At 37.8% G+C, this 26,646-nt stretch carries 24 protein-coding genes and 1 pseudogene; 5 read left to right on the top strand and 20 right to left on the bottom strand.

Annotated features, from left to right (window positions below):
- The gene (serS, locus tag CVT15_RS01715; protein ID WP_103577014.1) at positions 1-1,245 is read left to right on the top strand and encodes a serine--tRNA ligase; all 1,245 of its coding nucleotides are present in this window, start codon (positions 1-3) and stop codon (positions 1,243-1,245) included.
- Positions 1,245-3,617 (top strand): tetratricopeptide repeat protein, encoded by a 2,373-nt coding sequence (locus CVT15_RS01710; protein ID WP_103577013.1) that lies wholly within the window; start codon positions 1,245-1,247, stop codon positions 3,615-3,617. Before serS ends, CVT15_RS01710 begins: the two co-directional genes overlap by 1 nt.
- 33 nt (positions 3,618-3,650) lie before the next feature.
- On the opposite strand, the gene CVT15_RS01705 is transcribed toward CVT15_RS01710, so the two are convergent.
- From CVT15_RS01705 to selA, 16 genes and pseudogenes are all read right to left on the bottom strand, one after another.
- Positions 3,651-4,898 (bottom strand): DUF2920 family protein, encoded by a 1,248-nt coding sequence (locus CVT15_RS01705; RefSeq protein WP_103577012.1) that lies wholly within the window; start codon positions 4,896-4,898, stop codon positions 3,651-3,653.
- 29 nt (positions 4,899-4,927) lie between these two features.
- Positions 4,928-5,506, bottom strand: coding sequence for a hypothetical protein (locus CVT15_RS01700; protein WP_103577011.1), 579 nt, complete (start codon positions 5,504-5,506; stop codon positions 4,928-4,930).
- An 8-nt stretch (positions 5,507-5,514) separates the two neighbouring features.
- Positions 5,515-6,009, bottom strand: a complete 495-nt coding sequence (locus CVT15_RS01695) for a TlpA family protein disulfide reductase (RefSeq protein ID WP_103577010.1) — start codon at positions 6,007-6,009, stop codon at positions 5,515-5,517.
- Positions 5,999-6,688, bottom strand: a complete 690-nt coding sequence (locus CVT15_RS01690) for an ABC transporter ATP-binding protein (RefSeq protein ID WP_054196145.1) — start codon at positions 6,686-6,688, stop codon at positions 5,999-6,001. Before CVT15_RS01690 ends, CVT15_RS01695 begins: the two co-directional genes overlap by 11 nt.
- Before the next feature lies 1 nt (position 6,689).
- The gene (locus tag CVT15_RS01685) at positions 6,690-7,832 is read right to left on the bottom strand and encodes an ABC transporter permease (RefSeq protein WP_072593884.1); all 1,143 of its coding nucleotides are present in this window, start codon (positions 7,830-7,832) and stop codon (positions 6,690-6,692) included.
- Complete coding sequence (locus CVT15_RS01680; RefSeq protein ID WP_103577009.1) at positions 7,819-9,111, bottom strand: ABC transporter permease; 1,293 nt, start codon at positions 9,109-9,111, stop codon at positions 7,819-7,821. The genes CVT15_RS01685 and CVT15_RS01680 overlap by 14 nt, the downstream gene beginning before the upstream one ends.
- A complete protein-coding gene (locus CVT15_RS01675; RefSeq protein WP_103577008.1) occupies positions 9,108-10,487 on the bottom strand; it encodes a Fe-S-containing protein in 1,380 nt (459 codons plus the stop codon). Before CVT15_RS01675 ends, CVT15_RS01680 begins: the two co-directional genes overlap by 4 nt.
- A 50-nt stretch (positions 10,488-10,537) precedes the next feature.
- Positions 10,538-11,059, bottom strand: a complete 522-nt coding sequence (locus CVT15_RS01670) for an iron transporter (protein WP_084041674.1) — start codon at positions 11,057-11,059, stop codon at positions 10,538-10,540.
- 20 nt (positions 11,060-11,079) lie between these two features.
- Entirely contained in the window at positions 11,080-13,020 is a 1,941-nt protein-coding gene (locus CVT15_RS01665) for an FTR1 family iron permease (RefSeq protein ID WP_107898088.1), read from the bottom strand.
- 272 nt (positions 13,021-13,292) lie between these two features.
- Positions 13,293-13,853 carry a formate dehydrogenase FDH3 subunit beta gene (gene fdh3B, locus CVT15_RS01660; protein ID WP_103577006.1) on the bottom strand — a complete coding sequence of 187 codons (561 nt, stop codon included), beginning with the start codon at positions 13,851-13,853 and terminating at the stop codon, positions 13,293-13,295.
- An 11-nt stretch (positions 13,854-13,864) separates the two neighbouring features.
- Positions 13,865-16,519, bottom strand: coding sequence for a formate dehydrogenase subunit alpha (locus CVT15_RS01655; RefSeq protein WP_230853981.1), 2,655 nt, complete (start codon positions 16,517-16,519; stop codon positions 13,865-13,867).
- Between the two features lie 60 nt (positions 16,520-16,579).
- Positions 16,580-16,774, bottom strand: a pseudogene (locus CVT15_RS10265) (hypothetical protein); the annotation flags it as partial.
- A 77-nt stretch (positions 16,775-16,851) separates the two neighbouring features.
- A complete protein-coding gene (locus tag CVT15_RS01645; RefSeq protein ID WP_087579573.1) occupies positions 16,852-17,058 on the bottom strand; it encodes a twin-arginine translocation signal domain-containing protein in 207 nt (68 codons plus the stop codon).
- A 285-nt stretch (positions 17,059-17,343) separates the two neighbouring features.
- Entirely contained in the window at positions 17,344-18,084 is a 741-nt protein-coding gene (locus CVT15_RS01640; RefSeq protein ID WP_087585452.1) for a thioredoxin domain-containing protein, read from the bottom strand.
- A gap of 53 nt (positions 18,085-18,137) precedes the next feature.
- On the bottom strand, positions 18,138-19,958 hold the full coding sequence (gene selB / locus CVT15_RS01635; RefSeq protein WP_103577208.1) for a selenocysteine-specific translation elongation factor: 1,821 nt from the start codon (positions 19,956-19,958) through the stop codon (positions 18,138-18,140).
- Positions 19,955-21,280 carry an L-seryl-tRNA(Sec) selenium transferase gene (gene selA, locus CVT15_RS01630; RefSeq protein WP_103577209.1) on the bottom strand — a complete coding sequence of 442 codons (1,326 nt, stop codon included), beginning with the start codon at positions 21,278-21,280 and terminating at the stop codon, positions 19,955-19,957. Before selA ends, selB begins: the two co-directional genes overlap by 4 nt.
- A 154-nt stretch (positions 21,281-21,434) precedes the next feature.
- On the opposite strand from selA, the gene CVT15_RS01625 reads away from it, so the two are divergent.
- The 3 genes from CVT15_RS01625 (at position 21,435) to CVT15_RS01615 (ending at position 24,495) form a co-directional block, all read left to right on the top strand.
- A complete protein-coding gene (locus CVT15_RS01625; protein WP_103577210.1) occupies positions 21,435-23,108 on the top strand; it encodes a 4Fe-4S binding protein in 1,674 nt (557 codons plus the stop codon).
- Entirely contained in the window at positions 23,101-23,814 is a 714-nt protein-coding gene (locus CVT15_RS01620; protein ID WP_021090953.1) for a hypothetical protein, read from the top strand. Before CVT15_RS01625 ends, CVT15_RS01620 begins: the two co-directional genes overlap by 8 nt.
- 81 nt (positions 23,815-23,895) lie before the next feature.
- Positions 23,896-24,495, top strand: a complete 600-nt coding sequence (locus CVT15_RS01615; protein WP_103577211.1) for a DUF6803 family protein — start codon at positions 23,896-23,898, stop codon at positions 24,493-24,495.
- Positions 24,496-24,536: 41 nt separating this feature from the next.
- On the opposite strand, the gene CVT15_RS01610 is transcribed toward CVT15_RS01615, so the two are convergent.
- Genes CVT15_RS01610 through upp form a run of 4 tightly spaced genes read right to left on the bottom strand, consistent with a single transcriptional unit; the run spans position 24,537 to position 26,625 of the window.
- On the bottom strand, positions 24,537-25,217 hold the full coding sequence (locus tag CVT15_RS01610) for an MqnA/MqnD/SBP family protein (RefSeq protein ID WP_103577212.1): 681 nt from the start codon (positions 25,215-25,217) through the stop codon (positions 24,537-24,539).
- A gap of 2 nt (positions 25,218-25,219) precedes the next feature.
- On the bottom strand, positions 25,220-25,486 hold the full coding sequence (locus tag CVT15_RS01605) for a barstar family protein (RefSeq protein ID WP_103577213.1): 267 nt from the start codon (positions 25,484-25,486) through the stop codon (positions 25,220-25,222).
- Positions 25,483-25,989, bottom strand: coding sequence for a ribonuclease domain-containing protein (locus tag CVT15_RS01600; protein WP_103577214.1), 507 nt, complete (start codon positions 25,987-25,989; stop codon positions 25,483-25,485). Before CVT15_RS01600 ends, CVT15_RS01605 begins: the two co-directional genes overlap by 4 nt.
- Positions 25,990-25,998: 9 nt before the next feature.
- Complete coding sequence (upp, locus tag CVT15_RS01595) at positions 25,999-26,625, bottom strand: uracil phosphoribosyltransferase (RefSeq protein ID WP_004317747.1); 627 nt, start codon at positions 26,623-26,625, stop codon at positions 25,999-26,001.
- Positions 26,626-26,646: the final 21 nt, after the last annotated feature.

Genomic DNA, 26,646 nt, shown 5'->3' with positions numbered 1-26,646 from the left:
ATGATAAATTTAAAACTACTCGAGACAAATTACGATGAATTTGTAAAAAAACTTGAGGGAAAAAATGTAAAAGCTGGGCTACTTGACGAGCTTTTACAAACCTTTAACGAGCTAAAACAAAAGCGCAAAGCACTTGAAAATTTTCAAGCGATCCAAAACGCAAAGAGTAAAGAGCTTGGCATAAAGGCAAGAGCAGGTGAAGACGTAAGTGAGCTTAAAAATGAGCTAAATTTAAACAAAGCTGCACTTTCTGATGCTGATGATATCGTTAAACAATATGAAGAAAAGCTTGAGCAAATTTCATTTAACGTGCCAAATATCACCGATGATGATGTGCCATTTGGTAAGGACGAGGACGATAATGTCTGCATAAAAACGGTGCTTGAGCCAACTAAATTTAGCTTTACACCAAAAGAGCACTGGGAGTTAGGTGAGAGTCTTGGCTGGCTTGACTTTGAAAGAGGTGCAAAGCTCTCAGGATCTCGCTTTACCGTACTTCGTGGTATGGGAGCAAGGCTTAGTAGAGCGCTTGTTAATTACATGATCGACTTTAACAGCGCGCGAGGCTTTGAGCTTGTAAATGTCCCTTATCTAGTAAGCTCAAATACACTTTTTGGTACTGGCCAGCTGCCTAAATTTGAAGAGGACCTTTACAAAGTACGCGACGAGGACCTCTATCTCATCCCAACTAGCGAAGTGCCTGTGACAAATTTATACAATGACACGATCATTGAAGCTGAGCAGTTGCCTATAAAGATGACTTGCTACTCAGCATGCTTCCGTCAAGAGGCTGGCTCAGCAGGACGTGACACTAGAGGCATGATCCGCCAGCACCAGTTTGAAAAGGTCGAGCTGGTAAGCATCACAAGACCTGATCAAAGCGAAGACGTGCTAAATGAAATGGTAGCATGCGCGAGCGATCTACTAACTAGCCTTGGACTTCCTCACCGCCATATGCTTCTTTGCAGTGGTGACCTAGGCTTTAGCGCGGCAAAGACGATAGACCTTGAGGTTTGGTTGCCTGGTCAAGGTAAATATAGAGAGATAAGCTCTATTTCCAATACTCGTGATTTTCAAGCAAGGCGTGCAAAAATTCGTTTTAAAGATGGTAAGAAAAATATGCTTGTAAATACGCTAAATGGCTCAAGTCTAGCTGTTGGTAGGACACTAATAGCGATAATGGAAAACTACCAAAAAGCAGATGGCACTATCAAAATTCCAGAAGTTCTTAAAAGGTATATGTAGTGGCTGAAGAAGAGGTTGTAGTTTTAAAACCACCTGGCGAGCAAGCAGAGCAAGAAACACCTGAAGAGGCAAAAGCCGAAGCACCTGAAGAGATCGTCTCGCTTGAGAGTATCGCAAGTGAGGGTGTGCTACAAGATGAGAGCATCCCAGAGCCAATCCCTGTAAAAAAGAGCAATAAAAAGCTCTTTATAATAGCAGGCGTGGTCGCTCTAGTGCTTATCATCTTGATAGTGGTTTTGCTAGTTATCTTGCTAAAGAAAGACAAAAAAGAGAACATAGATACTGCAAGTATCGTAAAAAATATAGAAAACAACTACCAAACGCAAAATTTTGGCGCTTCAAAGATCGATGAAATGATAAATAAAGCCAATCAGCTTTATGAGCGTGGCAATAAATTTGAAGCGTTAAAAATTTATGAAAACGTAGCTGTTTATAACCAGTCTCTCTCAAACTACAACCTCGGTGTTTCGCAGATGAAACAAGAAAGATGTGATGAGGCGATCGTATCTTTTAACAAAGCTATAACCGATAGAGAAAACACGGCGGTTAGTGCGATAAACGCAGCCGTTTGCTCACTTGAGCTAAATAACACTAAAAATTTTAACTACTATATAGGACTTGCTGATTCATTTTTGCAGTATGAAAACAACTCGCCACTTTATAGCTATTACTACGCGCTTATAAACTACTATAAAGGCAACTATTACGAGGCGCTTCAAGCACTTTCTCATCCAAATACTGCAGATTATAAAAACGAATATGCATATTTAAGTGCAAAAATTTTATCACTTCTTGGAGATGATGAGAGAGCAATAGCTAAGCTTGAGAGCCAAAAGGCGTTTAAGGCCGACTTCACGCTAGCACAGCTCTATGCAAGACTTGGCAAATACGATAAAGCAAGGGATTATCTAACAAAAGCTTCTAAAAATACGCCAAATATCGATCTTATCAAGATGACTGAGGCGCTAATTGATCTAAAAACTGCTGACTACGGCGATGCAGCGGCATTTATCAAAGACGTTTACGACTACAATGCTTCTTTACCAAGCAAAATTTATAAGATAAAAACGATACTAAAGCCTGATCTTTTTGATGTCAGCCTAGCTCAGGCACACTTTAGTGATGATATGTTTTTTGATAGAACAAGGCGCTATGAGACGCTTTTCTACTTCGCACCCTACAAGGTCTTTGACGCAAAACAGAGCATCGAGCAGATAAGAAAAGGCGGCGTTAGCGTCTTTTTAGACGATACATCAGCAGCAAACGACTATCTTAGCCAAAGTGCAGCTGCTTCAAAAGTAAATGCAAAACTTAGTGAAGCTATTGCAAAAGCACTAAGCTACCGCTTAAAAGAAGCAAATAAAGAGTTTGAAGAGCTAGCTAGCACTTATCCAAATCACTCTATCTTGCAATACAACCTCGCCCTAAGCTACGCTCAGCTTGGAAATTTTAGCCTTGCAGCAAAGCACTTCATAGCAAGCTATCACCAGGATGTAAATAACCATCTTGCAGGTATTTTTGGGGCGATTTGTCTAGATATAAATAGAAATTTAAACCCAAAACTCATTGAAGAGATCGGCGAAAATTTAGAAAATGACAAGAGTTTAAAGCCTGTAAATTTATACGCCTCGCTTCTAAGCCTGGTTAACGGCAACCAAAGTGCGATGATAAGATGGCTTGAAGAGCCAAAAGAGCAGACAATGCTAAATTTAGCCTTTGATATCATCATCGCAAAAATAACAAACAATGATGAGCTAATGGTAAAAAAAGCTGATGAGCTACTAAAAATTTTGCCAAATGATATTATTGCAAATATCTTAAATTTTATCTCGAAAAACAAAGAGCAAAATGTCAAAGAGTATGCAAAAGCAATACAAATTCACTTTAATGGCAAGCAGCTTGATTCAAACGCTTTCTATCACGGCGCTGATATCATCAAAAAGCAATACATCAAGTTACTTCAAATTTCGGGCCTACTTACAAGAGAGCGTGATAAGTTAAGAACTGAGCTAAAAAATGCTCCAAAGAATATAAATTTAATCCAAACTCTAGCCTATGTCGATATCTTTACAAACGACTTTGAAGAGAGCTATAAACTTTATAATCAGGCAATCGATGAGTTTAAAGTAAATGACGCTAGCACATTATTTTTAGCATCTGTGGCTGCAACAGGAGCTGGAAAAGTATCAAACGCGATCGCACTTTTAGAGCTAACAAAACTAAATGATGCTAGTGCTATCGAAAATAGAATAGCTCTTGGCCTAATGTATCAGCAGATAGACAACATAAAAGCAGCTCTTATACAATACAACAAAATAGGAAATGTTGAGTATGAAAGCGAATTTTACGACTTTGAGATAGATAATGACTGATAAAAACTAGGTCTTTATGAGCCTAGTTAAATACTAAGCAATATCTAAAATTTCAAGATTTATTTGATCTAAGACTTCACTAAATTTATAGATCGTATCGCCGCATTTATACTCAATACTCTTGCTGCTCTTATTGTTTTTTTGAGATAAAATTTTCTCCATCATACTGGGAAGCTCTTTTTGTAAAAGTAGTTTATAAGACATCCCCATTCCATGCGCTAAAAACTTTATAAATTTGCCATCAACCTCACTCTCATCTTTTACCATATGAAGCGTCGCGTCAAATTTTAGCTTCTTAAGAGCCTCGTAAAGCTCGATTTTATCCTTTGCTGGAGCTATTTCTTTATCACAAATACAGTGATAGCTCACGTAAATTGGCTTTTTATAGCTGCTTTGAACATTTAAATGATCTAAATTTAGGATGTTTCTTATCTCTTCTCTTGCGTCAATAAAATAGTATGGTGATTTTTCATTAAGTGTCCAGTAGGTCTTATCAAAAAAATAAATATATAAATTTTGATACAAAGTGTCAGTGCCAAAACAAAAATAGTTAGTAAAATTTATCTCTTTACCAAAGCCAATAAGACGCCATAAAAATATGGCATAAGAGCTATTATCTATCACGGCATCAACTAGCCATGGAGCGATCTTAGCACACATATGTGCCAGATATCCACCATGTGAGCTGCCTACCATTATCACTGGCAGATGTTCAAATTTGGCATTATTTATATATTTTTTTGTATAAAGCACAGCATTTAGCACATCCATTGCTTGCATAACGCCAAAATTTTGATATTCATTTTTTGTTGGCACCATCGTAATGCTAGCATTTAGTCTAAAATCAGCCGGCAAAATATCTCTCTCTTTTCGAATAGTAATCTCTTTGCTGAGAAATTTAAGTAGCAAATCAACCTTCTCGTGGCAGTCGATACTTTTTAGATCAATTGGTAAATTTATACCTATACTTGATAGTTCTCTTGTTAAGATTTCACGATCTATATCATCAAGCCCAAATTTCGCCCCAAGCTGTGGGCGGTTGCCTATGCAGTGATAATCCACACTAATGCATGCAACATCATAACTCTCTGCCATAGTCCGAATAAGATTGGCTCTATATCCAAGATCAGAGTCTTCTCCAAGCCCAGGAATAATCACCAAGAGGGCTTTTGCGTCCTTGGCATCGTCATAACAGGAATAAAAGGAGAGAGGAGAGCTTCTTTTTATACCAAGTTCAATATCATCACAAGATGAAATTTCATAGCTTCCATCAACTAGCATTTAAATCCTTTTAAATTTACTAATTTCTCCTATTTTTGCGAGACATTATAAAAAAAGCTAACGATCTGTTTTGCTAGACGTTCTTTAAAAAATGGCCAAATGTAACTTGGTGAATAGACATTGCCAACTTGCATAAGCGAGATATTTGTCGCCTTTTCTCCACCATTTTTTGGACGCACTAGCACGCTTACTTGCATGTGATAAGTATAGCTATTCGTGCTAAAGTCATCATCATCGTAATAGCCAAATGGAAAAAACATCGAGTAGCCAAAGCCAAAGCTTGGTCTGCCAAAGCCATATCCCATCCCCATTGAAAATCTAGGATCTCTTTTGATTATCCTAGAAAAGCTTTGCACATCGCCAAGAATGATGAAATCGGCATTTTTGATATTTGGTTCGTTTCTAAAGCCAGCCTTTGCAAACTCGCTTAAAATTTCAGCATTTACATCTTGCCCGGTCGCACTATTTTTAAAATTTACATAGACGCTTCTGTTTGATTCATTAAGCGTAAAAAAGATCGGATCACTCGTTTTAACCGAGATATTTGGAGTGCTACTAGCACATCCAACAAAAAATACCGCTAAGACAAACAAAAGGAAATTTTTCATATTCACTCCTACAAGAGCGATCTTATAGCACTTTCAAGTACGCTTTTTGGTGTAAGACCGATAAATTTTGATCGCATCTTACCATCTTTATCAAAAAAATAGATAACTGGCACACCCATGACGCCACCAACTGCCTTGCTAAAGTAATCAACTGAAACCTTGTCACTCGTAGTTTTAAATGTAATGTTGTGCTCTTTTAAAAGCTCAATATCTTTATCAAAACCCTTGCTAGGCCCCAAAATTCCTATGAATTGAACCTCTTTACCATACTCTTTTTCAAGCGTATTTAGATCAGGTATTGCGGCCTTGCATACTCCGCAGTCAGTGCCAAAGAAAAATAGCATATATGGCTTATCGTCTATCTTTAGGCGCTTTTCTGTTGGGAAAAATTGCGTATCAATGCCGCTTGAGTCATTTAGCGTGATATGATGCTTCTCATACTGCTTGACGCAGCCCATAACTAGGGCTGAGACTAGACATAAAAATAAAATTTTATATCTCATTTGGTACCTTTGGGTTTTCAATAGTGCGAATTTTCTCTAGCTTGCCATGTCTTAGATAGACGATCTTATCGCCATACTCGCCGAGATCAGGGTTGTGAGTTACTAGAAGAATAGTTTTTCCATCTTTTCTTAGCTTGCAAAATAGATCAAGTATAACTCTTTCATTTGCTTCATCAAGGTTACCAGTTGGCTCATCTGCTATTAAAATTTCAGGATCGTTTATGAGCGAGCGTGCGATACAAAGGCGTTGTTGCTCACCACCACTTAGCTGACTTGGTCTGTGCGTTAGCCTATGTGAAAGACCAACTGCCTCGAGTGCCTTTTTAGCGTCCTCTTCATCAACTGAGCTGTGATAGTACTGAGCGATCATCACATTTTCAAGTGCGCTAAGATATGGCACTAAGTGAAACTGCTGAAAAATAAGACCGATTTTCTCGCGTCTAAATTTAAGTGTATCATCAGCATTTAGATTGCTCGCATCATCGCCACCAAGCATATAAGTACCACTACTTGGAGTATCCATTAGTGAAAGGATATTTACAAGCGTGCTCTTACCACTACCACTTGGTCCCATGACGCTGACCCACTCGCCTTTTTTAACCTCAAAATTTATATCATCAAGTGCTTTAACATCGCCAAAAATTTTACAAATATTTTTTAATTCTAGTGCATTTTGCATATCATTCTCCTCTTAATGTATCTGCCATTTTATTATTAAGTGCCCGTTTGATCGGATAAAATGCTGCGATCGCTGCAAATAAAAGCGATATTATCACAGCTACTGGGATGCTTAAAATTCTAAAATCAATACTAGAATCAAATATCGCATAACCTAAAATTTGAGCTAGTAAATATCCTAAAAATGCACCAACTAATGCTGAGATGAGCGCTGTCACAAATGTCTCAAAGCCAAATAGCTTTAATACATCTTTTTTGCTTGCACCTATGGCTCTTAGAAGTGCGATCTCCTTTGAGCGAGAGAGCAAGATAGCACTAAGCGTTGTGTTTACGCACATTGAAGTAATGAGCAAAATAACAAGGCTAACAAGTGCCATTAATAGCTTTATTTTCTCCAAAATATAGCCCTCAGACTTTGAGACCTTTGCCACTGGTTTTGCAGCTATTTCATCATTACTAATAGTCTTTGCGAGCGATGTTATCTCGTCAAAGTTACCAAGCACAACAGCTTCAGCATAGTTTATTTTGCCAGCTTTATTTGAAATTTTTTGAGCCAAAGATAGTGACGTGATCAAAAGTGCATCCTCTTTATCGCCGCTTGCGACTACGCCTTTTATCTTTACATTTATGCTCTCATTTGAGCCAATGGCGCGAATTTCTATATCATCGCCTGCTTTAAAGCCAGCCTGACGAGCTAGATCGACGCCTATTAGCACATTTTTATCGTCAAAATCAACATTTATCATCGTTCCATCTCTAACATCTAAAAATGGTTTAACTTTTTTTAGATTGCTAAATTTTGTTCCCATGACGATAGCGTTTGTTGGACCGATATTTGCCTGAGCAAAGAGATAACCGCTCTCACCAAGAAGCTTGTCTTTTGGCACTTTAGCGATCATTTCATTGTAAGTTTTTTCACTCATATCATCGCTTGTAGCCATATCTTTTGGAGCAAAGATCATATTTGCGCCATAAGTTTTTAGCTCGCGTGAGACCTTAGAGTCTATGTCAAGATAGACATTGACAAACGCAGCACACACGCATGCTCCAAGTAAGATAGAGATCACGATGACCATTACTCTTGATGAGCCGTTTTTTAAACTTTTATAAATTGTATTGTAAAAGAATTTGCTATTTGCGGTCATATAGCACCTCCGCAGGTAGTAAATTTATGACGTTTCTCATTGGCATTAGCGAGCCAACGACTGAGATAAGCAGGGCAAATGCCACGCTTATTGGCAGCACTATCCAAGCTATGCCTATACCGTGAGAGAAGATGATGTAAGACATCACGTAGCTTAGTGCGTATCCTAAAAATGCTCCCGTGATACCTGCAAAAAAGGCTACTACAAGGCTCTCGCTAGCAAAAAGGGCATAAATTTCAAAGTTACTAGCACCTATGGCTTTTAAAAGGCCGATCTCTTTTTTACGGCGATAAATTTCACTTGTCATTAGCGACGTTATGCCAATAGCTGAAACCACAAGAGCGATGATGCTAACGATGCCCATTAGGCTTTGGATTTTCTTTACAATGTTACTCTCTGCATCGCTTACTTGAAGGCTTGCCTTTGCGCTAACATTTGGTAAATTTTCTTCTATCTGAAATGCGATTGATCCTGCATAGGCTGAGCAGTACCATTTATCGTACTCTGCGCTATCAAGATTGTCTAAATTTCTTCTTGCTTTTAGCGATAAGTCATTTTCTGGGATCGTCATAGCTGAGACTTCAGCCTTTGTGTATGAGTTTGCATGCCCAGAAAGATCTCCAGCAAGCTTTAGTGAGCCAACTAGCTTATGTGTCTCGTCACTAGCTCCTTTTAAAATTCCAACTATTTTAACCTCTCTTGTACCATTTTTGCCCACAAGACTAAGCTTGTCGCCAACCTTTAAATTTTTAGCCTTAGAAAGTTCTTCGCCAACTAAAATTTCATCCATACTTTCATCTTTTGGCCAAACACCCTCAACGCCCCAAAATCCATACAAACTCTTAACGCCTGTACTAAATTCTGGCTCATCTTTTAGACCGATATTTTTATCAAAATAGGTTCCTTCAAAGGCAAATTCAATTCCTTTTTCATCTTTAACTTTTGCCTCTAAAAACGGCGCAAAAGCAACGATGTTATTTCTCCAAAAGATCTCTTTTATCTTATAGATATCAGCTTCTGGGAGTAAATTTTGTGATTTTAGTGGAGTGAAATTTTTACCCTCGATCTCGATGCTTAGGCTCTCACCACGTGGTAAAACGACGATATTTGAGCCATATCCTCTAAGCTCACTTGCCACTTGATCGCCAATTTTAAGCGTGATATTTAGCATGCAAGCTATCAAAAGAGCAGCTAGCAAGATAGTGATAAACGCCATCGTCTTTTGCACCTTTGAGCCCGTGATCGAGCTTTTTATCATTCTTAGTTGCATATTTTTCATTTTAACGTTCCATTTATTTCTACATATTTTTCTGGATTTGCTTCAAATTTCGCCTGAGTTTCATTATTTTCAAAGAAATATGTGCGTCCGTAGTATAAATATGATCTTGAATCAAGGTTGCTCACTTTTTTGCGACTAACTGGGTCAAGCACCATTTTTTCGACAACCTTACTAAAGAAATTTGCTCCATCTGTAATAGTTTTATAATCAACTATGATATTTTTGCCATCGAAGATAAATGGCATTGGTATCGGGTTGCAACCGCCCTCTTTGCCAACTGACGGCAAGAAAATTCTAACATTACAAGAGATACAAATAAGGTCATTGCCTCTTTTTATATAGCCCATATCGCCACAAATCATGCATGAGTCAAAGACGATAACAGGTGATACACGGTCACTAAAGCGGTTTAGTAAGAAAAATCTTATCTGCTTGCCCTCATCTGTGATGTAGGCAAATCTGTGAAGCTCATTATCTTTTAACATTTCTACGTCAAATATAAACTTATCACCTACTGGCTCAACTATCACTGGCTCTGAAATTTCAGGTGGACGAGATGCGTAAAGATCATAATAGAGCGAAAATCCAAGTGCTATCAAAATACTACAAAATGCAAATTTTGCATTATCAGAAATATTTTCTCTAATGGCTTTCGTAAAGCGGTATTTGATAGAACCAAATTTATTTTTATCAATACTTTTTGGCATAAAGAAAAGTGTGGTGATACATAAAAGTAAGATCACAAAGATATAAAAATAAGTACCAAATTCTGATACGTAAATACCTTTTGCACTAATAGATAGAATCTGAGAGTTTAACTCACTACTTATTTTTAGAGCCCCAGCACGCAAAAGCTCAAGTGCTGTCTGAGAGCTCCTATCGATTAGTAAGAAAACTAAAGTGATAAGGGCTAAAATTTTAGCTATTAATGGAGAAATGCTAGATTTTAAATTCGAAATAAAAAAGAATAAAAATACGAGCAAAATCATTGCAAATATCATTAGAAAGAAGCTAATGACCGAAAGCGTATCTAGTAGCTCACCACCAAATAGCGGGAATAACACACTGCTTGAACTATAGCCAAAGCCAAAGCCGATGCCTAAAATAAAAAACGTTACAATTTTTGCTATCTTAAGCTCAAGAAATATCCATAAAATGCTAATTAGTAGAAAAACTAGCGTCACTGAATCGATGAAAATTTTAAACTGATCATCTATAAGTGCGTGACGAACGACTTTAAAAATAAATACGCCAGCTACGACTCCAAAAAGTGACGGTAAAAAAAGTGTTTTTAAACTTTTATCCTTGTTATTTAAGGCAGCAAAAAGCGTAAATCCAAGGAGGGCTAAAAAGACCTGATAGAAATAAATTGACATAACTAAACCCTGTGAGAATTTTTTAAAAGGGGCGAGAACGCCCCTGGTGATTATTTAACAGGACCACCTGTCCATTGAAATTTATAAGTTGTTGTGAAAGGCTCAAACCATTTACCAACACCGCTCTCTTTGTCAGCGTGACGACCAAAACCTTGTTTTTCTGGATTATCAATGTGGAATTTAAGCTCATAGTTGCCTACGCCTGTATCCATTTTTACGTTAGCACCATAGTGTGGGCCATCGCTTGCAACCATTGGCATAAAGGTACCTTTTTTAACTTTGCCGTTATCAAGGTTTTTTAGCTCGTAGTTAATCTTTAGGTATGGGATCCACTCACCTTCGCCAAAGCCGTTTTTATTACCAGCAATAGCGTGTATGTCAGCTTCTAGGTGAAAATCAGCTAGGCTTGGAGCTAGGTCAATACCCTTTGGTTCCATGTCGATTGGTTGCAAATAAACTGCAGCTATCTCCATACCATTAGCCTCTACAGGCTCGCCGATTGGGTGCTCTCCAGCAAGTGCAAAACCAGCTGCTAGGCTAAGTGCTAGAGCTGAACTAAGAATTTTATTCATATTCTCTCCTTTAAATAAGATTAATTTTTATTTTGTTTTGATTTCATGATAACGATGCCTATAACTAGGGCAAGCACCATAATGATTTGAGGCACTAAGCTCTCGTAATATGGCTGAAGTCCTAGCCAGTCTCTCATCCAGTCAGGGAAGCTAAGTCCATTTATGATAGTTGGGATGAAAATTTTGCCCTCAACTAGTTCGCCAACACCCTTGCCAACAAAGACGATCGACATATAAAAGATAATAGCTGACGTAAATATAAAAAATGGTTTAATAGGAATTTTAACAGCAAAAATTTTAAATAAGAAATAGACTATTAAAAGAACGACAAGTCCTATCACAAAGCCAGCTGCAATCATCGAGTAACTAGCTGAATCTTTAGCTCCAAAAATAAGCGCCTGATAAAATAGTACAGTTTCAGCACCCTCTCTAAATACTGCTAAAAATACAGTCCACCAAAGTGTTGTGGTTGAGCCACTTGAGATAGACTCAGATACATGTGATTTGATGTAGTCATTCCATTTTTTGGCACCTGCATTTGAAAGAAGCCAGAAACCAACATAAAATAGAAGTCCCACTGCAACAAGCATCGTGATACCTTCCATAAGCTCTCTTTTTTGACCTGCTGCCTCGCCAAAAATGACATTCATTAGCCACGCCATGACAAAACTTAAGATAACAGCCACGCCAACTGAGCTATAAACAACTTTGCCCATCGCTTTAGCATTACCAGTTTTTACAAGATATGCAACAACAGCAGCAACAATGATAAGTGCCTCAAAGCCCTCTCTTAAGATGATAGTCAAAGCCCAAACAAATAAAGACCAAGGTGAGCTTGAACTGCTAGTTTTCTCAAGTGCAGCTGCTAGCTGAGATGACATCTTACTTGCACTTTCTTGAAGTGTTTTTTCGTCTGCGCCTGACTTCATAAGGGCTACAAGATTGCCAAATGTAGCTTCAATAGCTGTTTTTAAATTTACATCTATTGCGCCTACTTTATTCTCCATGCCGCTACCTTCAAACTCATCAAAGTAGATGTCTTGGATATCGCCCATGGCTTTTTTTACATCACCATTTTTATAAAGTGTGATAGCAGCTTGAATTTTGTCGTTTATGTTTTGAACGACTTTGGTATAATCTACACCACTATCTTCTTCAGAAGCTGCTTCTACATCACTCATATCAACTTTTGCTAGTTTTGCAGTATCAGCTGGGAGTTTTGAGACAGCGTCATAAGCTAGCTTTTTGATCTCTTCTAGCTTAGTTTTAAAATCATCTTTGCTTATACCATTTGTGATGCCGCTGATCGCTTCGCCCATCTTTCTTTGGATGTCAGCATCTATGCTTTTGCCATTTTCTATATGCTGGCGAATAGCGATTTCAAGTTGAGTATTTCTGTAATCTGTAAATTTGGCATCTTGAATAGCACTTTTGGCGTCATCTTGTTTATCGCTCTCATAGCTTGCTATTGCTTTATCTAGATCGGCTGATAAATTTGCAAATGCCACCTTCCACTCAGGGATAAATTTAGAAGTGTCATAGCCACTTGCAGCAGCTTGTGCTGGGGTGTCTGAGTACTCGCCAACAAGCTTATGTCCATTTAAAATAACTGGCAGAACTTCAGCTATTTCGCTATTTATCTGGTCTATTCTTTTTTGCACGTCATCTGGTGCTTCGCCAGCTTTTATCGCCTTTCTGATCTCGCCAAATTGCTTCTCCATAGAGTAAGCTTTTTTCTGACCTAAATTTATTCTAATGCCAGCTTCAACATCTTCAAATAAGCCAAAATAAGCATTTTGAGTATCACTGACTGCTTGTTCAACATTGCCAGCTCTATACTCTGTTATTACTTTTTGTAGCGACTCTTTTATCTGAGCTGCGACCTGCTCATAGTCGTCATTTTTTGCCACGAGCCAAATAGGCAACAACATAATTAGCATAAATTTTAAGAATTTATTCATTAAATAAACCACCTGTGAGATTTTTTTCAAGGGAATATTACCAAGGCTTTACTTTGATTAAAATAAAAACGATTATCATAAAATAGAGCAAATTGAGATAATAAAGAGAAATTTGTATTCAAATAGCCAATTTTAAATAGTTTTAGAAATTTTCTAATGTAAATTTAAAATTTATCTTTTGAATAAAAAATAGCAACTTTATAAAATAATGAAAAGGTTTTTAAGTTTAAAATTTAGAATTTAAAGGAGAGCAAAGTGCCCTCCTCTGAATATTAGACATTTAGTCCTGTATTTCTTAGCATAACGCGTTTGCGATATACGTTTGATACTTCAGCCGCATCACCAACCAAAAGTGCATTTGTAGCACAAACAGCCGCACACATAGGCACTTTTCCTTCGGCCATTCTATTTTGACCGTAAAGCTCTCTCTCCTCGTGTGAGTTTGTTGGCTCTGGACCGCCTGCACACATAGTACATTTATCCATTACGCCTTTTACACCAAACGCTCCATCTTTAGGGAACTGTGGCGCACCAAATGGACAAGCATATAAGCAGTAACCACAGCCTATACATATATTTTTATCGTGAAGCACGATGCCATCAGCTCTAATGTAGAAACAATCAACTGGGCAAACTTGCTCACAAGGTGCATCAGTACAGTGTTGGCATGCAATGGTAGTTGAAACCTCCTTACCTTCGATACCATCGTGAAGTGTAATGACCTTTCTTCTATAAATTCCCACTGGAAGCTCGTGAGCAGAAGAGCAGGCGACTTGACATCCATAGCAGCTGATACATCTATTAGTATCTACAAAAAATTTCATTCTTGCCATCTTATCTCTCCTTACTCTTTACCTAAGGCGTCTCTCTCGCCATACTCGTGATAAAACGATGTTTTAAAGGTGTTCTCTTCAGCTTTTTCTATGCGGCAAAGACCTGCGTTAAATTCTGAAATTTGAGTAACTGGGTCAAATCCGTAGTTAGTAACTGTGTTAAAGCTCTCGCCGATAACATAAGGCTTAGTGCCCTCTGGGTAACGAGCTGAGAGATCGACACCTTGCATAACGCCAGCGAAGTTATAAGGCATACAAATTCTATCTGGAGTTACCATGTAGCTGTGGTAGCACCTTACTTTGATCTTCGTGCCTTGTGGACTGTGGATCCACATCATATCGCGATCTTTTATGCCGTATTTTAAAGCGAGCTCAGGGTGAACATTAGCAAACATCTCAGGTGTGATAGCTGAGAGGTATTTACTTGTTCTTTCTATCATTCCCGCACCACTTAAATTTACGACACGTTGAGTGCTAAACACGATAGGGAATTCTTTTGACCAATCTTTTGCTTGTTGCTCTGACTTAAATCTTGTAGAAACACGGAAATTTCTAGCTTGATCATCAAATGTCGGATACTTTTGAACAAGATCCCAACGTGGTGAGTGGATAGGCTCTCTATGTTTTGGGATAGGGTCAAGAAATTCCCAAACGATAGCTCTAGCCCTTGCGTTACCATACGGCACTACGCCTTTTTCACGGCATTTTTCAAAGATAATACCACTATAATCCATGCTCCAGCTTGGTCCCATCTTAGCTTTCTCTTCTTCAGTTAGAGTTATACCTAAGACTTTTTCTATATTCTCTTTTGTGATTTGTGGGTAGCCACCTTTTATAGCTGAGCCAACAAGTGTGCTCTCTTCGCTAGCTAGCTGGCTAACGCCGTTATGCTCTAGTCCAAAGCGGTTTCTAAAGCCAGAGCCACCCTCTGCGTAAGGCTTGCTCATATCATATAGTATCGGTGTGCCAGGGTGTTTTTCATCCCATGCTGGCCATGGCTTGCCGTAGTACTCGCCTTTTACCTCGCCGCCAAGACCTATTAGCGTATCTGGGTCAAATTTATCCCAGTTTGCTTGGTGACGTCTAAACATCTCAGCTGTTCTACCACCATAACCTATAGAATTTCCAACCCTTGCTATCTCATTTGTCGCATCATCAGGCCATACAAAATCATCTTTTACTTGTTTTAACTCTCTATTTACGACAGCCATCTTCATGCCTTTTACGTACTCATCATAAAAGCCAAATTTCTTAGCAAATGCAAACATTACTTCATGATCGCCCTTGCTTTCATAAAGTGGATCAACGACTTTTGTTCTCCACTGACCTGAGCGGTTTGTAGCGTTTAAGTGACCTTCATTTTCAAAGGCAGTTGCCACCGGCAAGATATAAACGCCATCTTTTCTATCTGAAAGGATAGAAATTTCATTTACAAATGGCTCGGCTACAACGATCATATCTAGTTTTGAAGCTGCTTCTTGAATTTTAGCTAGGTGCGCCATAGATGTAAGACCAGTTCCTTGAACCCAAAGAACTCTTAATGCACCACTACTAAAGGTATTTTCCTCTTTTAAGACGCCTTGCCACCATTTTGAAAGTGACCAGCCTTTTTCATTTCTCCAGTTTCTATCCTCTGGATTTTTAGGATCGTGGTAATAATACTCTTCAAAAACAGTGTTTTTAACTGGTGTGCCGCCTTGTTTTGGCTCTTTTGTTGAGACTGCAAAGCGTTTTACAAACTCATCATAATCAACGCCCCAGCCTTGACAGTAGTATTTCCAAGATGCGTCAGTTAGTCCGTAATACATCGGCAAGCTGTCTGAGAGGTTACACATGTCGGTTGAACCTTGAACGTTGTCGTGACCACGGATGATGTTACAGCCACCGCCTGGTTTGCCCATGTTGCCTAGGATTAATTGAAGTATAGGTAAAATTCTCGTATTTGAGCTGCCAACTGAGTGCTGAGTGATACCAAGTGCCCAGATCACAGTGCCTGGCTTTGTATGAGCTAGGATATTTGCAGCTTCCATTAACTTATCAACTGGCACGCCTGTAACGTCAGATGTGACCTCTGGTGTCCAGTGCTCAGCCTCTTTTCTTATCTCATCAATACCGTAAGTTCTATTTTCTATAAATTCTTTATCTTCCCAGCCATTTTTAAGAATAATGTGGATAAGACCATAAACAAGTGCAATATCAGTTCCTGATCTTTGTCTCAAATAAAGATCAGCATGTGCGGCTGTCTTTGTAAAATTTGGATCAGCTACAATTACTTTTGCATTGTTTCTATCTTTTGCTTGTAAAGTGTGCTTCATGCCACCAACTGGGTTTGCCACAGCTGGGTTTGCTCCAATGATAAATATACATTTTGAGTTTGCAGCCATATCTCCAAAGTGGTTTGTCATCGCGCCATAACCCCAAGTATTCGCCACACCGGCGACTGTTGCGCTATGTCAAATTCTTGCTACGTGGTCGTTGCTGTTTGTGCCCCAAAACGCAGCAAATTTTCTAAAGTAATATGCTTGCTCGTTGTTAAATTTCGCAGATCCAAGGAATATAACGCTATCAGGACCGTCTTCTTTGCGGATCTGAAGCATCTTATCACCGATCTCATTTACGGCTTGATCCCATGAAATTCTTTGCCATTTACCATCAACTTTTTTCATAGGATACTTGATGCGTTGTTTGCTATGTGTAAGATCGATCTGATCGATACCCTTTGAACAGTGTGAGCCCTGAGATATTGGGTGGTACATCGCCATATCTTGGCGGATCCAAACACCATCTTTTACCTCAGCCTCGATACCACAGCCTGCTGAACAAATAGAACAAATAGTCCTAACCTTTTTTGAGCCAGGAAAAGGATCTTTTATCTCTTCCGCACTCGCCTCTCTTATCGTATCATTTTTTCCAAAAGCCATTGTGGTGCCAGCACCAAGTGCGGCTAGCTTTAAAAATGAACGTCTCCCTATACGTGCATCACTCATGGTTTTCTCCCTTAATAAGCGATTTTATAGTAGGTTTCCCAATTTTTGCTTTTTTTATAAAGCACCTCTTTTTTGTTTGACTTACCTACGACGACGCCATTGCCATCAGGAGCTAAGTCATCACTAGTTGTTTTTGCTATTGCAGAAACTGCGAGTATTCCGCCAGCAGTACCAACTTTTAGAGATTTCTTTAAAAAATCTCTTCTTGATCCTTGCATTTTTTCTCCTTGCCCCTCAAATCTTAAAAATTTGAGAAATTTGGTTCCGTAATATGTAAAATTTGCATATTTAGAGATACTAAAATATTGCAAACAGTATATTTCAGGGCTTTTAGAGCCTAGAATTAAACTATGTAAATTTAGCATATTTATAAAATAATAAAAGTAAATATATAATATTAATTATATTTGTTAAGTATTTATTAAAAATATAGTTAAATGTATTTTAAAATTTAAGAATTTTTATTAAAAGAAGAAATTCTAGGGAGAGCTCCCTAGAAAAGATTATTTTAGATCACTTTTGTTTATGATAAATGGCACTGATCTAACGCCAGCTGAGAAATATTTTTTACGTAAAGTATCGATCTTGTCGCTCTCTTCTTTGCTAACATTTTTTTCATCCACGTTATAATCTTCAGAAAAATACTTTCTTAAAATTTTAACCTTATCGCTATCACTTTTTGCATTTTTTATATCTTTATAGATCAAAGCACTTTTTTGCAAAGACGATAGTTCATGCACTGGAGTTAGGATGATTTCAACGTTATTGTCTTTTAATGTCGTTTCAATCTTTGCTAGCTCGGCTCTACAATATGGGCATTCAGGATCTGAAAACATGATAAGAGTTGGCTTTTTGCTATCATTACCAAGAGTTATAACATTTGCCTTGTCTTCATTTTTATAAATTTTAGCTAGTGATTTTACTAAATCAAGTGCTGCTTTTTCTGCGATTACCTTTTTTTCTTCAGCCAAATAAGACTTTTGCTCCTTTAAATTTACAACATCAGGAAACATAAGATCGCCCTTAACAAAAGTCACATCTTCTTGAGACATATCTCCTTTGCTAAATTTTAAGCTTACTTTTTCTATATCATCTAAAATTTTAGTGCGTTCTACGACTTTTACATTAACACCATCGATATTTTGATTTTTAAAAACTTCTGAGTAAAAATCTTCTATTTGCTTATTGCTAGCTGCCATTAGGCTAGTTGCCGCTATTATTGAGGCCAAAACCACTTTTTTCATTTTTTTCCTTTTTAAAAATTTGGCGGATTATATTTACTTTTTGTAAATGAATACTAACCACGAAAGACTCTATCATTTCCTTGCTTCATTATGTCACTCTCAAGGTCAAGTTGCTCAAGATAAGCGATTACATATTTTCTACTTAAATTTAGTGCATCCTTGGCGTTTGTAACATTTACAAAACCTTGATTTTTGATGATCTCTCTTAGCTTATCAAGTGCCATTTTTAGCGAATTTCTAGTGATAAAAAGATTATGCTCCAGCCTTACAACTCTGCCCATTGCAGTTAGTTTTTTAAGTGCATTATCGCCACTTAGCCTATCTATTTCCAGCTCATCATATATATTATAAGGTGCCGTTGGAGCTAGCTTTCCGCTTTCTAAAATTTCATAAATTTTCTCTTCAAGCCTTACCTTTAGTTTGCTTATATCAACGCCTTTTTTTGTATAGACGCCATCATTTTTAGAGATTAAGTTTATACTTTCAAGCTCATCAAGTGCTTTTTGAGCTAAATTTTGACTAGCCCAAGCAAGCTTTAGGCTTATACTTTGAGCTGAGAAAACGGCAAATTCATTTTTTTCTATCATAAATTTAACCACAGACTTTATCCGCTCAACCGCGCTTAGATCATAGATATTTAAAGCCTTTTCATCGACAAAGACATTTGAGACTTTTTTAGCCACATTTACGGCCTCTTCGTGACTTAGTCCAAACCTTTGATAAGACGAGATGATGCCAAAGCCATTTTTGTGGGCTTCTTTAAGTATAGAAAATGCCCCAATGAAATCATGCTTTAAAAGTGCAGCCAAAAAGAGAATTTTGCCAGCTTTTTTCAGTGGCTCAAGCACAGGATTTAACACCTTGCCACCGCCTATTACGCGTGCGTCTGAGATAAGCACAAAGGCCTCGTCAAATTTCAAAAACATATCGCTTTGAAATTTAAAGGTAACAAAGTAGCTATCATCTTTTTGGCTTAGTATAAGCACCTTTGCAGGGACGTTTTTAGCACCCACACAAAAGGTTACGCTTTGCGAGTGAATGAGATTTTTAGCAGTTACGACCGCATCAACCTCTCTAAATCCCCTAAAATAGCCCTTTTTACTAAGTAGCTGCCCTTTTTTTAACTCATTAAGCTCAATGCCAGTTAGATTTAGCGCCACACGGCTGCTAACCCCTGCGCTATCTACGAATTTATCGTGGCTTTGCACGCTTCTTACTAGCACCTCTTTGCCAGCGTCATAGTTAAAAAGCTTCTCATTTTTACTAACGCTTCCCTCTATAACGGTGCCAGTTACGACATTTCCGATACCTTTTAGGCTAAAGACCCTATCGATGTAGTATCTAAAAACGCCCTCTTCATCGCGCTTTTTAGCTCTTAGCGTAAAGAGGTAGTTTCTAAGCTCGTCAATGCTTGCCTTATCCTTTATACTAACGGCAAAAATTTCTAAAATTTGCAGATTTTTAAATTTAGAAATTTCATCTCTTATCTCTTTTTTCCTTAAATTTATAGTCGCTTCATCTACGAGATCACACTTAGTAAGTGCCACGATCAAAGACTTCACACCAAGAAGATTTAAAATTTCAAGGTGCTCCAAGCTTTGAGGCATAAGTCCGTCATTTGCCGCCACCACAAACAAGCACGCGTCAAAGCCATACGCGCCACTTATCATCGTTTTTATGAGATTTTCATGCCCTGGCACGTCGATAAATGCGATATTTTCATCATTTTTACTTAAATTTGAAAAGCTTAGATTGATCGTTATGCCACGCTTTTTCTCCTCTTCAAGATTGTCCCCCTCAAAGCCATTTAGCTCTTTTATGAGTGCAGTTTTTCCGTGGTCGATATGCCCTGCTGTTCCTATTATTAGACTCATTTTTCTTCCGTTTCATTTATTATTTTTATTAGTTCATTTACATCTTCATCTAAAAGTGTTCTTAAATCAAGTAAAAATTTATCATTTTCTATGCGGCCGATCACCTTTTTTTGCCTAAATTTTTGCTCATTTAAAACTGCATCTCCACTAACTGCCAAAGCCACGCTTGGGATCTTTTTATTTGGCATCGCACCGCCCCCCACAAAGGTTTGTGTGCGAACTATCTCAAGCAGAGTTTTTAGATTTTTATTTATAAAATTTGCTAAGATTTCAAGCTCTTTTACGCTTTTGTGAAGCAGTTTTTGCGTTGTGATTAGCTCAAATTCTTTATTTAAATAAGCTTTCATGCTCTCAGCCAAAAGCGAGATGATCACTTTATCTACGCGAAGCATTCTTAAAAGCTGATTTTTTCTAAGCTTTGCGATGAGCTCTCTTTTGCCAACAATGATTCCGCACTGCACCGCACCAAGCAGCTTATCGCCACTAAAGCTAACTAGCGAAACATCTTTTAAATTTTTTAGATCTGGCTCATTTTTATCTAAGTTAAACGGCAAATTTCCGTAAAATCCACTGCCAAGATCAAAATAATCTATCAAATTTTGCTCACATCCCAATTTACTTAGTTCATTTGCTGCAACCTCTTCGCTAAAACCCACAATGTCAAAATTTGAGCGATGAACCTTTACAAGCATCGCCGTATTTTCACTAATCGCCTCTTCGTAGTCTTTTAGCTTAGTTTTGTTTGTCGTGCCAACCTCTTTCAAAAAGCAGCCCGCATTTGCCATAACTTCTGGCACTCTAAAACTACCGCCGATCTCGACTAGTTCGCCTCTGCTAACGACGACTTCTCTGCCTCTTGCAAAGGTGTTTAACACCAAAAATACTGCACTTGCGTTATTATTTACGACGATAGCGTCTTCAAAACCAAATGCTCTTGCGATCATCTCACCGATATAGTCATATCTGTTGCCGCGGCTGCCTGTTTTTAGGTTGTATTCAAGGTTTGAATACCCTGTGATTACCGGAGTTGCACGGCTTAAAATTTCTTTATCGATGACACTTCTAGCGAGGTTTGTATGTATGGTCACACCAGTTAAATTTAGCACTCTTTGAAGACTTGATTCATTAAATTTATGATATTCGTTTAGGATTAAATCTATTATTTCTTGTAACGCAAAATTTGCATTTTCATTTAAAATTTTAGCTCTAACTTCATTTAAAATTTGCCTTGCAAGCAATGTGACTAAATTTATATCAAATCCTGAAAATGCTTCGTTTTTTATGATCTTATCAACTTGTGGGATATCTCTTAAATCGCTCAATTTGTGCTCCTAGTAAGTTAGTTTTACCAAGCCGTGATTTTAACATAAAAAATATTATAAATTAAAACTTAGAGCAAAAAGGAACATATAAAATTCAGAGTCCATTAATCTCATTAATATTAAAATAAGCCTGTTTTTGATAATAGGAGAAATTATGAAAGAATTTGGCTTTTATAACGATTTTGACGATACTTTAATGCTAAATGAACAGATAGAAATAAATAACGAAAAGGAAGAATATTTAGTTTCTAACTCACCAAAGCTTAAATCAAACATTACCGCACCTGAGATAAATTTTTATCTAAAAAATACAACTGCAAGCGTATTAGAAAAAGCTAAAAATACACTTTTGCTTTATGAAGCAAGAGCAACTGCATTTGATATGGCAAAGGATGTTGATTACGAAAAAGAAGTCGGCAAAAATGTCGTAATAGTAAGCAACTCAGGCCGTGAGGAACTAGCAAATTTATTAAAAGAAAATGGCTATAAAGTCATTGAATTAACGCATTTTGAAGTAAAATTTATTTATGGAGCAGCTGGCGAACTTAGTGTTTTGATACTTAGAGCAAATGACGAATTTGAGGTCGATTGTGACTTTTTCTTGGTTGAAAACGCAAGAGATTATATGCTAAAGCAAAGCGGCTGTTACGAGATAGCTGGGCTAGAAGATGAAGCTGTGCTTAAAATTTTAAATGAAAAAACTCCAAAATTTAAGTACAAAAGTCTAACTCAATATGACTCTTCGATCTGCCAATACCATGAACGAAGAAATGAAATTTGTGGACGCTGTGTTGATGTTTGTCCAACTGTGGCCATTTTAAAAGAAGATGAGACAAAGCATCTTGTTTTCTCACAAATTGATTGTGTAAATTGTGGCAACTGCATTAGCGTCTGCCCTAGCGGATCTCTTGACTCTACACTTATGCCACAAAACTCATTTGCTACTATTGCCAAACTTTACAAAGGCAAAATTCCACTAATAATCTCTAATGAAACAAATTTAGACGAGCTAAATATAAGCCTACCTGAAAATGTCCTACCTTTTTTCATATCAGCACCGCATATGTTAAATCAAGCGCATCTTCTTACATTGCTTCAAGAAAGTGGTGCGAGTGTGATTTTATTTAGCAAAACTCTTGGCAAAGGCGAAAAAGACGCCATTAGCATCTTAAATCAAATTTATGAGCTTAAATTTAAAGAGACGGCGATCTATCACGCTAAAGATAAAAATGAGCTTGAAGATACACTCAAAAAGGCAAAATTTATAGCTGACTCACAACACACAATAAACGAATATGCCTTACCAAAAAGAGAAATTTTTGCAAAAAGGCTCGAGTTTTTAGTAGGTAGTGAAGATCTTGGCGTGGTAAAAAGCGGCGAGATGATAAGATACGGCGATGTCAAGATAAACACTGATAGCTGTACGCTTTGTCTAAGTTGCGTTGGCGCTTGTAACGTAAGTGCGCTAGTGGCTGATAAAAAGACAAATTCGATTTTATTTAATCCAAGCGTCTGTACAGCTTGCGGATACTGCGAACTAAGCTGTGCTGAAAAAGATACCATAAGCCTTGAGGTTGGAAAAATTTCTCTTAAGCCTGAGTTTTTTACATATAATGAGCTGGCACGAGATGAGCTTTTTGCCTGTGTTGAGTGCGGAAAAGAGTTTGCGACTAAAAAAGCGGTCGAAAAGATCGCAACTATAATGCAACCAAGATTTGGCAACGATAGGGTCAAGATAAAAGCGCTTTACTGCTGTGCTGACTGTAAGGCCAAACTAATGGTTCAAGCCCAAATAAACGCGATGAAAGAGGATTTATTAAATGGATAAAAACATTATAAAAGCAAGATCATATTTTTACGAATTTCTAGCATATCCTATGTTTTTTTACACAAATGATGAGAAATTTGCAAGGTGGAAAGAGCAGCTAAAATACTTAAGCGCAAATCCTTTAAGCGAGGATAGTGATATTGCGTTTAAAAATTTAGATAAATTTAGCTTTGAAGAATTTTCAAAAGAACAAAATGACGTTCTTTTTGGCTTTACAAATATCCCTTTAAGTGCCTCATTTTATGAAGAAGGCAGAGACAACGGAGCAGCTAGGCTTAGGGTTATTGAATGTTTAAAACTAAGCCCATATAGACGTGATAGCGAGCTTTGCAAAGACAGCGAGGACTACGTTGGATTTATATTTTTAGCGATGGCTACATTTTTAAAAGATGAGTTTAATGATGCAAAAAATATTAGCAATAAGCTATTTTCTGAGACCTTAAATTTATTTGTAGATGAGTTTGGCTCGCTACTTTTAGCTCACAAAGAGGCAAATTTCTTTAAATCATATACTATTATTTTAAAAGATTTCATCGATCTTGAACGCTCTATACTAAACGTAGAAGCACCGGCTAAGCCAAAAGGCGATAGTGTCGCCATGGCAGCACTTAAGAAAGAGCCATTTCAAAGCAAGATGCCAACATTTAAAACCAAACTTCATTGGGAAGAATTTTCTCCAGTCATCTCACACGAGTTTAAAGACTAGCTTAAATTTGTTATCTTGATATTTTATAATTATTAGCAATTTGGCGTTAATCTTCTTTAAATTTTTTACAAAGGACTTACAATGGTAATGACACACTACATGGAGCTTTTATCGCTCAATCAACCTTACAATCTAATCCTCTTCATGGTGATACCTGTGGGGCTTACGGAGCTTTTAGTGGCGATGGAGTTTCTCACTATGTATCACATGGATAGCGGCAAAAATGCTGGCTTTAAGGCTGTTGGCAAATTTGCTGGCATAGTGCTTGGGGTCTATTTTACAGCTCTTGTGATCTATTTTATGGCAAAAATTTATCCAAGTATAAAATGGCGTGGATATGCCGATGTCATCGCTGTCTACTCATATCTCATCAGCGTAATACCACTTCTTGGCATCGCGCTTTTAGAGCTAAATTTGATCTACAAAAACGCAAGCGAAAAGGCAAAGCTAAAGCTTCACTTTTGCCTACTCATATTTGCCTTGATCGTCGCACACGTCGCAATGATATTTGGCATGGTTGATCCTAGCATAACTGGCTACAAGGCTGAAAACGGTGAGATGGGTATGCATATGAATATGCCAATGAACATGCCAGCAGATATGCCAATGCACGATCACCACAAGATGATGATGCAAAATATGAGTGATGATAACTCAACTAATATGCATATGCACCACTAAATTTTATAGCTTCTTGGCAGCTACTAAGAAGCTATAAAAAATTAATTCTTTTTTGCTACTTTTAATAATCTATTTTCTTTAAAAAATTTTCTGAGTGATTTTTGCTCTTTTGGTCCTATTTTGTAGCTTATAAATTTAAGATACCACTTGATATCTTGCTCGCTTATGCCTCTACTTTTGGCATACTGGGCTAATATATAATTTGGAATTTTTACATTTTTTTGTAGAAATTTTGCGACCAGTTTTTTGTAAAACGAGCCATTTTTTACGTAAGAAAATCTCCCAAAAACAAAGGGCAAATTTGTCTTTTCGTGCCAAATTTTACCAAGATCATAAAAGCACTCTTTACCCTCGCTTAAGTATGCCTTTAGCGCCCTGTCGCCTATGATCACCTCTCCATTTAGTTTAAGCACCTTGGCTAGGGCGTTTGAGCTGGCTGAGGCAGGATCTGGCTTTGGGGCTGAGTTCTTGCGCACAAGCACGCTTTTTACATCTTTTTTGGCGACTATTCCAAAATTTAGCTTCTTTAAATTTGCCTTTTTGCTAGCTATGCTTGAGATCACCGCAGCGTCGATTTTTCTAGCGTTTAGGGCTCTATTTAACTTGCTTGGCACGCCCTTTTTAAACTCGATCGCCTTTTTTATCTGAGAGCTTAGTGGGGCTGATTTTAAAAAAACGTGAAATGGGAGTAAATTTAGATAATCAATCTTTCCAAATATCATTTTTAATCTTTTACAAGCTCAAATTTAACCATCTCATTTTCGTTGCAAACATCGCGAAATAGCCGAGTCAAGCTCTCTTTTGCACTATCATCCAAAAATTTTTCATTTTTTAGCTTTATAAGAGTTGGCTCATTTATTTCGCAAAGAGAGTCAAAGAGCGCGTCTAAATTTTTGCCGTAGTACTCTGGCAGGTCAAATTTCTTAGCAAAATACTCATGCATCTTCTCTTTTTCAGACATCTTTTTGGCATCTAGGATTACGCTTTTCATTGCATCCTCTTCTCATAAAGCAGGTAAAAATGCTCGTAGTGATCGGGCGTGTAGTAGATAAGTCCGTCGTTTGAGTATAAAATTCTCTCAGCGCCGCGCCTGCCGCCATTGTAATTTACATCGCACTCAAACCACTTTCTGCCATCAGCTTCAGGTAGCTTCTTTTCTCTGTTTGAAAACCTATCCCCGCCGATACTTTTGCCGCCGCTTATCTGCCATAAATTTCCGCTTTTTGCGTCCCAGCCAAGTTCAAGTGCCTCTTTTTTGGTTATGAAATTCTTTGGCAGCTTGTTAAATTTATAGATATAAAGAGCGACCTCATCTTTTGAAGTGTATGAGCCATTTTCTGCAAGGCTCTGGCTTTTTTGTCCCTCTTTGTTTAGCTGCTCAAGTAAAATTTGAGCGTTTTTATTTGCTTCACTACCATTATTTGAGAAAAAGAAAGTGCCAACAATAATAGCAATGACAAAGGCGACTAAGGCTGGCAAAAGTCTTTTGTTCAAATTTTGCCCTTAAAGCGTGTTAAAAACTCTATCGCCAGCGTCACCAAGACCTGGAACGATGTAGTTTTTCTCGTTTAGTTTCTCATCAATCGATGCCGTATAGACCTCGACGTCCGGGTAAATTTCACTAAATCTCTTTAGCCCCTCAGGAGCAGCTATGATAGAGATAAATTTGATCTCTTTAACGCCCTTTTCACGCAAGAATTTGACCGCGTCTATCGCCGTACCACCAGTCGCAAACATAGGATCGATGATGATCGCCATGCGCTCTTTTGCATCTTTTGGAAGCTTTGCGTAGAAGAACTCAGCCTGTGCTGTCTCTTCGTTTCGCTGAAAGCCCAAAAAGCCCACACTCGCATCTGGAATGATGGTAAAAACGCTATCAAGCATACCAAGAGCAGCCCTTAAGATGGGGCATATCATCACTTTTGTAGTAAGTCTCTTTGCATCTGCCACCGCAACTGGAGTTTGGACTTTTACATCTTTTACCTTTAAATTTCTAGTTGCCTCAAAGATCATAAGATAACTGATCTCATCAACTAGCATGCGAAACTGAAAAGGCTGGGTGTTTTTATCACGTAGAATGGTTAATTTATGCTCGATCAGTGGGTGCGAGATGAGCTTCACGTTTTGCATTTTTTATCCTTAAATTTACTA

It is taken from the genome of Campylobacter concisus (assembly GCF_003048595.2).
Lineage (GTDB): Bacteria > Campylobacterota > Campylobacteria > Campylobacterales > Campylobacteraceae > Campylobacter_A > Campylobacter_A concisus_L.
This window is presented reverse-complemented; position numbering and strand designations above follow the sequence as displayed.

Excerpts from the sequence above, each read along its gene's own strand:
- serS (WP_103577014.1), top strand. The coding sequence starts at position 1 with ATGATAAATTTAAAACTACTCGAGACAAATTACGATGAATTTGTAAAA.
- CVT15_RS01705 (WP_103577012.1), bottom strand. The coding sequence starts at position 4,898 with ATGCTAGTTGATGGAAGCTATGAAATTTCATCTTGTGATGATATTGAA.
- CVT15_RS01700 (WP_103577011.1), bottom strand. The coding sequence starts at position 5,506 with ATGAAAAATTTCCTTTTGTTTGTCTTAGCGGTATTTTTTGTTGGATGT.
- CVT15_RS01695 (WP_103577010.1), bottom strand. The coding sequence starts at position 6,009 with ATGAGATATAAAATTTTATTTTTATGTCTAGTCTCAGCCCTAGTTATG.
- CVT15_RS01690 (WP_054196145.1), bottom strand. The coding sequence starts at position 6,688 with ATGCAAAATGCACTAGAATTAAAAAATATTTGTAAAATTTTTGGCGAT.
- CVT15_RS01685 (WP_072593884.1), bottom strand. The coding sequence starts at position 7,832 with ATGACCGCAAATAGCAAATTCTTTTACAATACAATTTATAAAAGTTTA.
- CVT15_RS01680 (WP_103577009.1), bottom strand. The coding sequence starts at position 9,111 with ATGAAAAATATGCAACTAAGAATGATAAAAAGCTCGATCACGGGCTCA.
- CVT15_RS01675 (WP_103577008.1), bottom strand. The coding sequence starts at position 10,487 with ATGTCAATTTATTTCTATCAGGTCTTTTTAGCCCTCCTTGGATTTACG.
- CVT15_RS01670 (WP_084041674.1), bottom strand. The coding sequence starts at position 11,059 with ATGAATAAAATTCTTAGTTCAGCTCTAGCACTTAGCCTAGCAGCTGGT.
- CVT15_RS01665 (WP_107898088.1), bottom strand. The coding sequence starts at position 13,020 with ATGAATAAATTCTTAAAATTTATGCTAATTATGTTGTTGCCTATTTGG.
- fdh3B (WP_103577006.1), bottom strand. The coding sequence starts at position 13,853 with ATGGCAAGAATGAAATTTTTTGTAGATACTAATAGATGTATCAGCTGC.
- CVT15_RS01645 (WP_087579573.1), bottom strand. The coding sequence starts at position 17,058 with ATGCAAGGATCAAGAAGAGATTTTTTAAAGAAATCTCTAAAAGTTGGT.
- CVT15_RS01640 (WP_087585452.1), bottom strand. The coding sequence starts at position 18,084 with ATGAAAAAAGTGGTTTTGGCCTCAATAATAGCGGCAACTAGCCTAATG.
- selB (WP_103577208.1), bottom strand. The coding sequence starts at position 19,958 with ATGAGTCTAATAATAGGAACAGCAGGGCATATCGACCACGGAAAAACT.
- CVT15_RS01625 (WP_103577210.1), top strand. The coding sequence starts at position 21,435 with ATGAAAGAATTTGGCTTTTATAACGATTTTGACGATACTTTAATGCTA.
- CVT15_RS01620 (WP_021090953.1), top strand. The coding sequence starts at position 23,101 with ATGGATAAAAACATTATAAAAGCAAGATCATATTTTTACGAATTTCTA.
- CVT15_RS01615 (WP_103577211.1), top strand. The coding sequence starts at position 23,896 with ATGGTAATGACACACTACATGGAGCTTTTATCGCTCAATCAACCTTAC.
- CVT15_RS01610 (WP_103577212.1), bottom strand. The coding sequence starts at position 25,217 with ATGATATTTGGAAAGATTGATTATCTAAATTTACTCCCATTTCACGTT.
- CVT15_RS01605 (WP_103577213.1), bottom strand. The coding sequence starts at position 25,486 with ATGAAAAGCGTAATCCTAGATGCCAAAAAGATGTCTGAAAAAGAGAAG.
- upp (WP_004317747.1), bottom strand. The coding sequence starts at position 26,625 with ATGCAAAACGTGAAGCTCATCTCGCACCCACTGATCGAGCATAAATTA.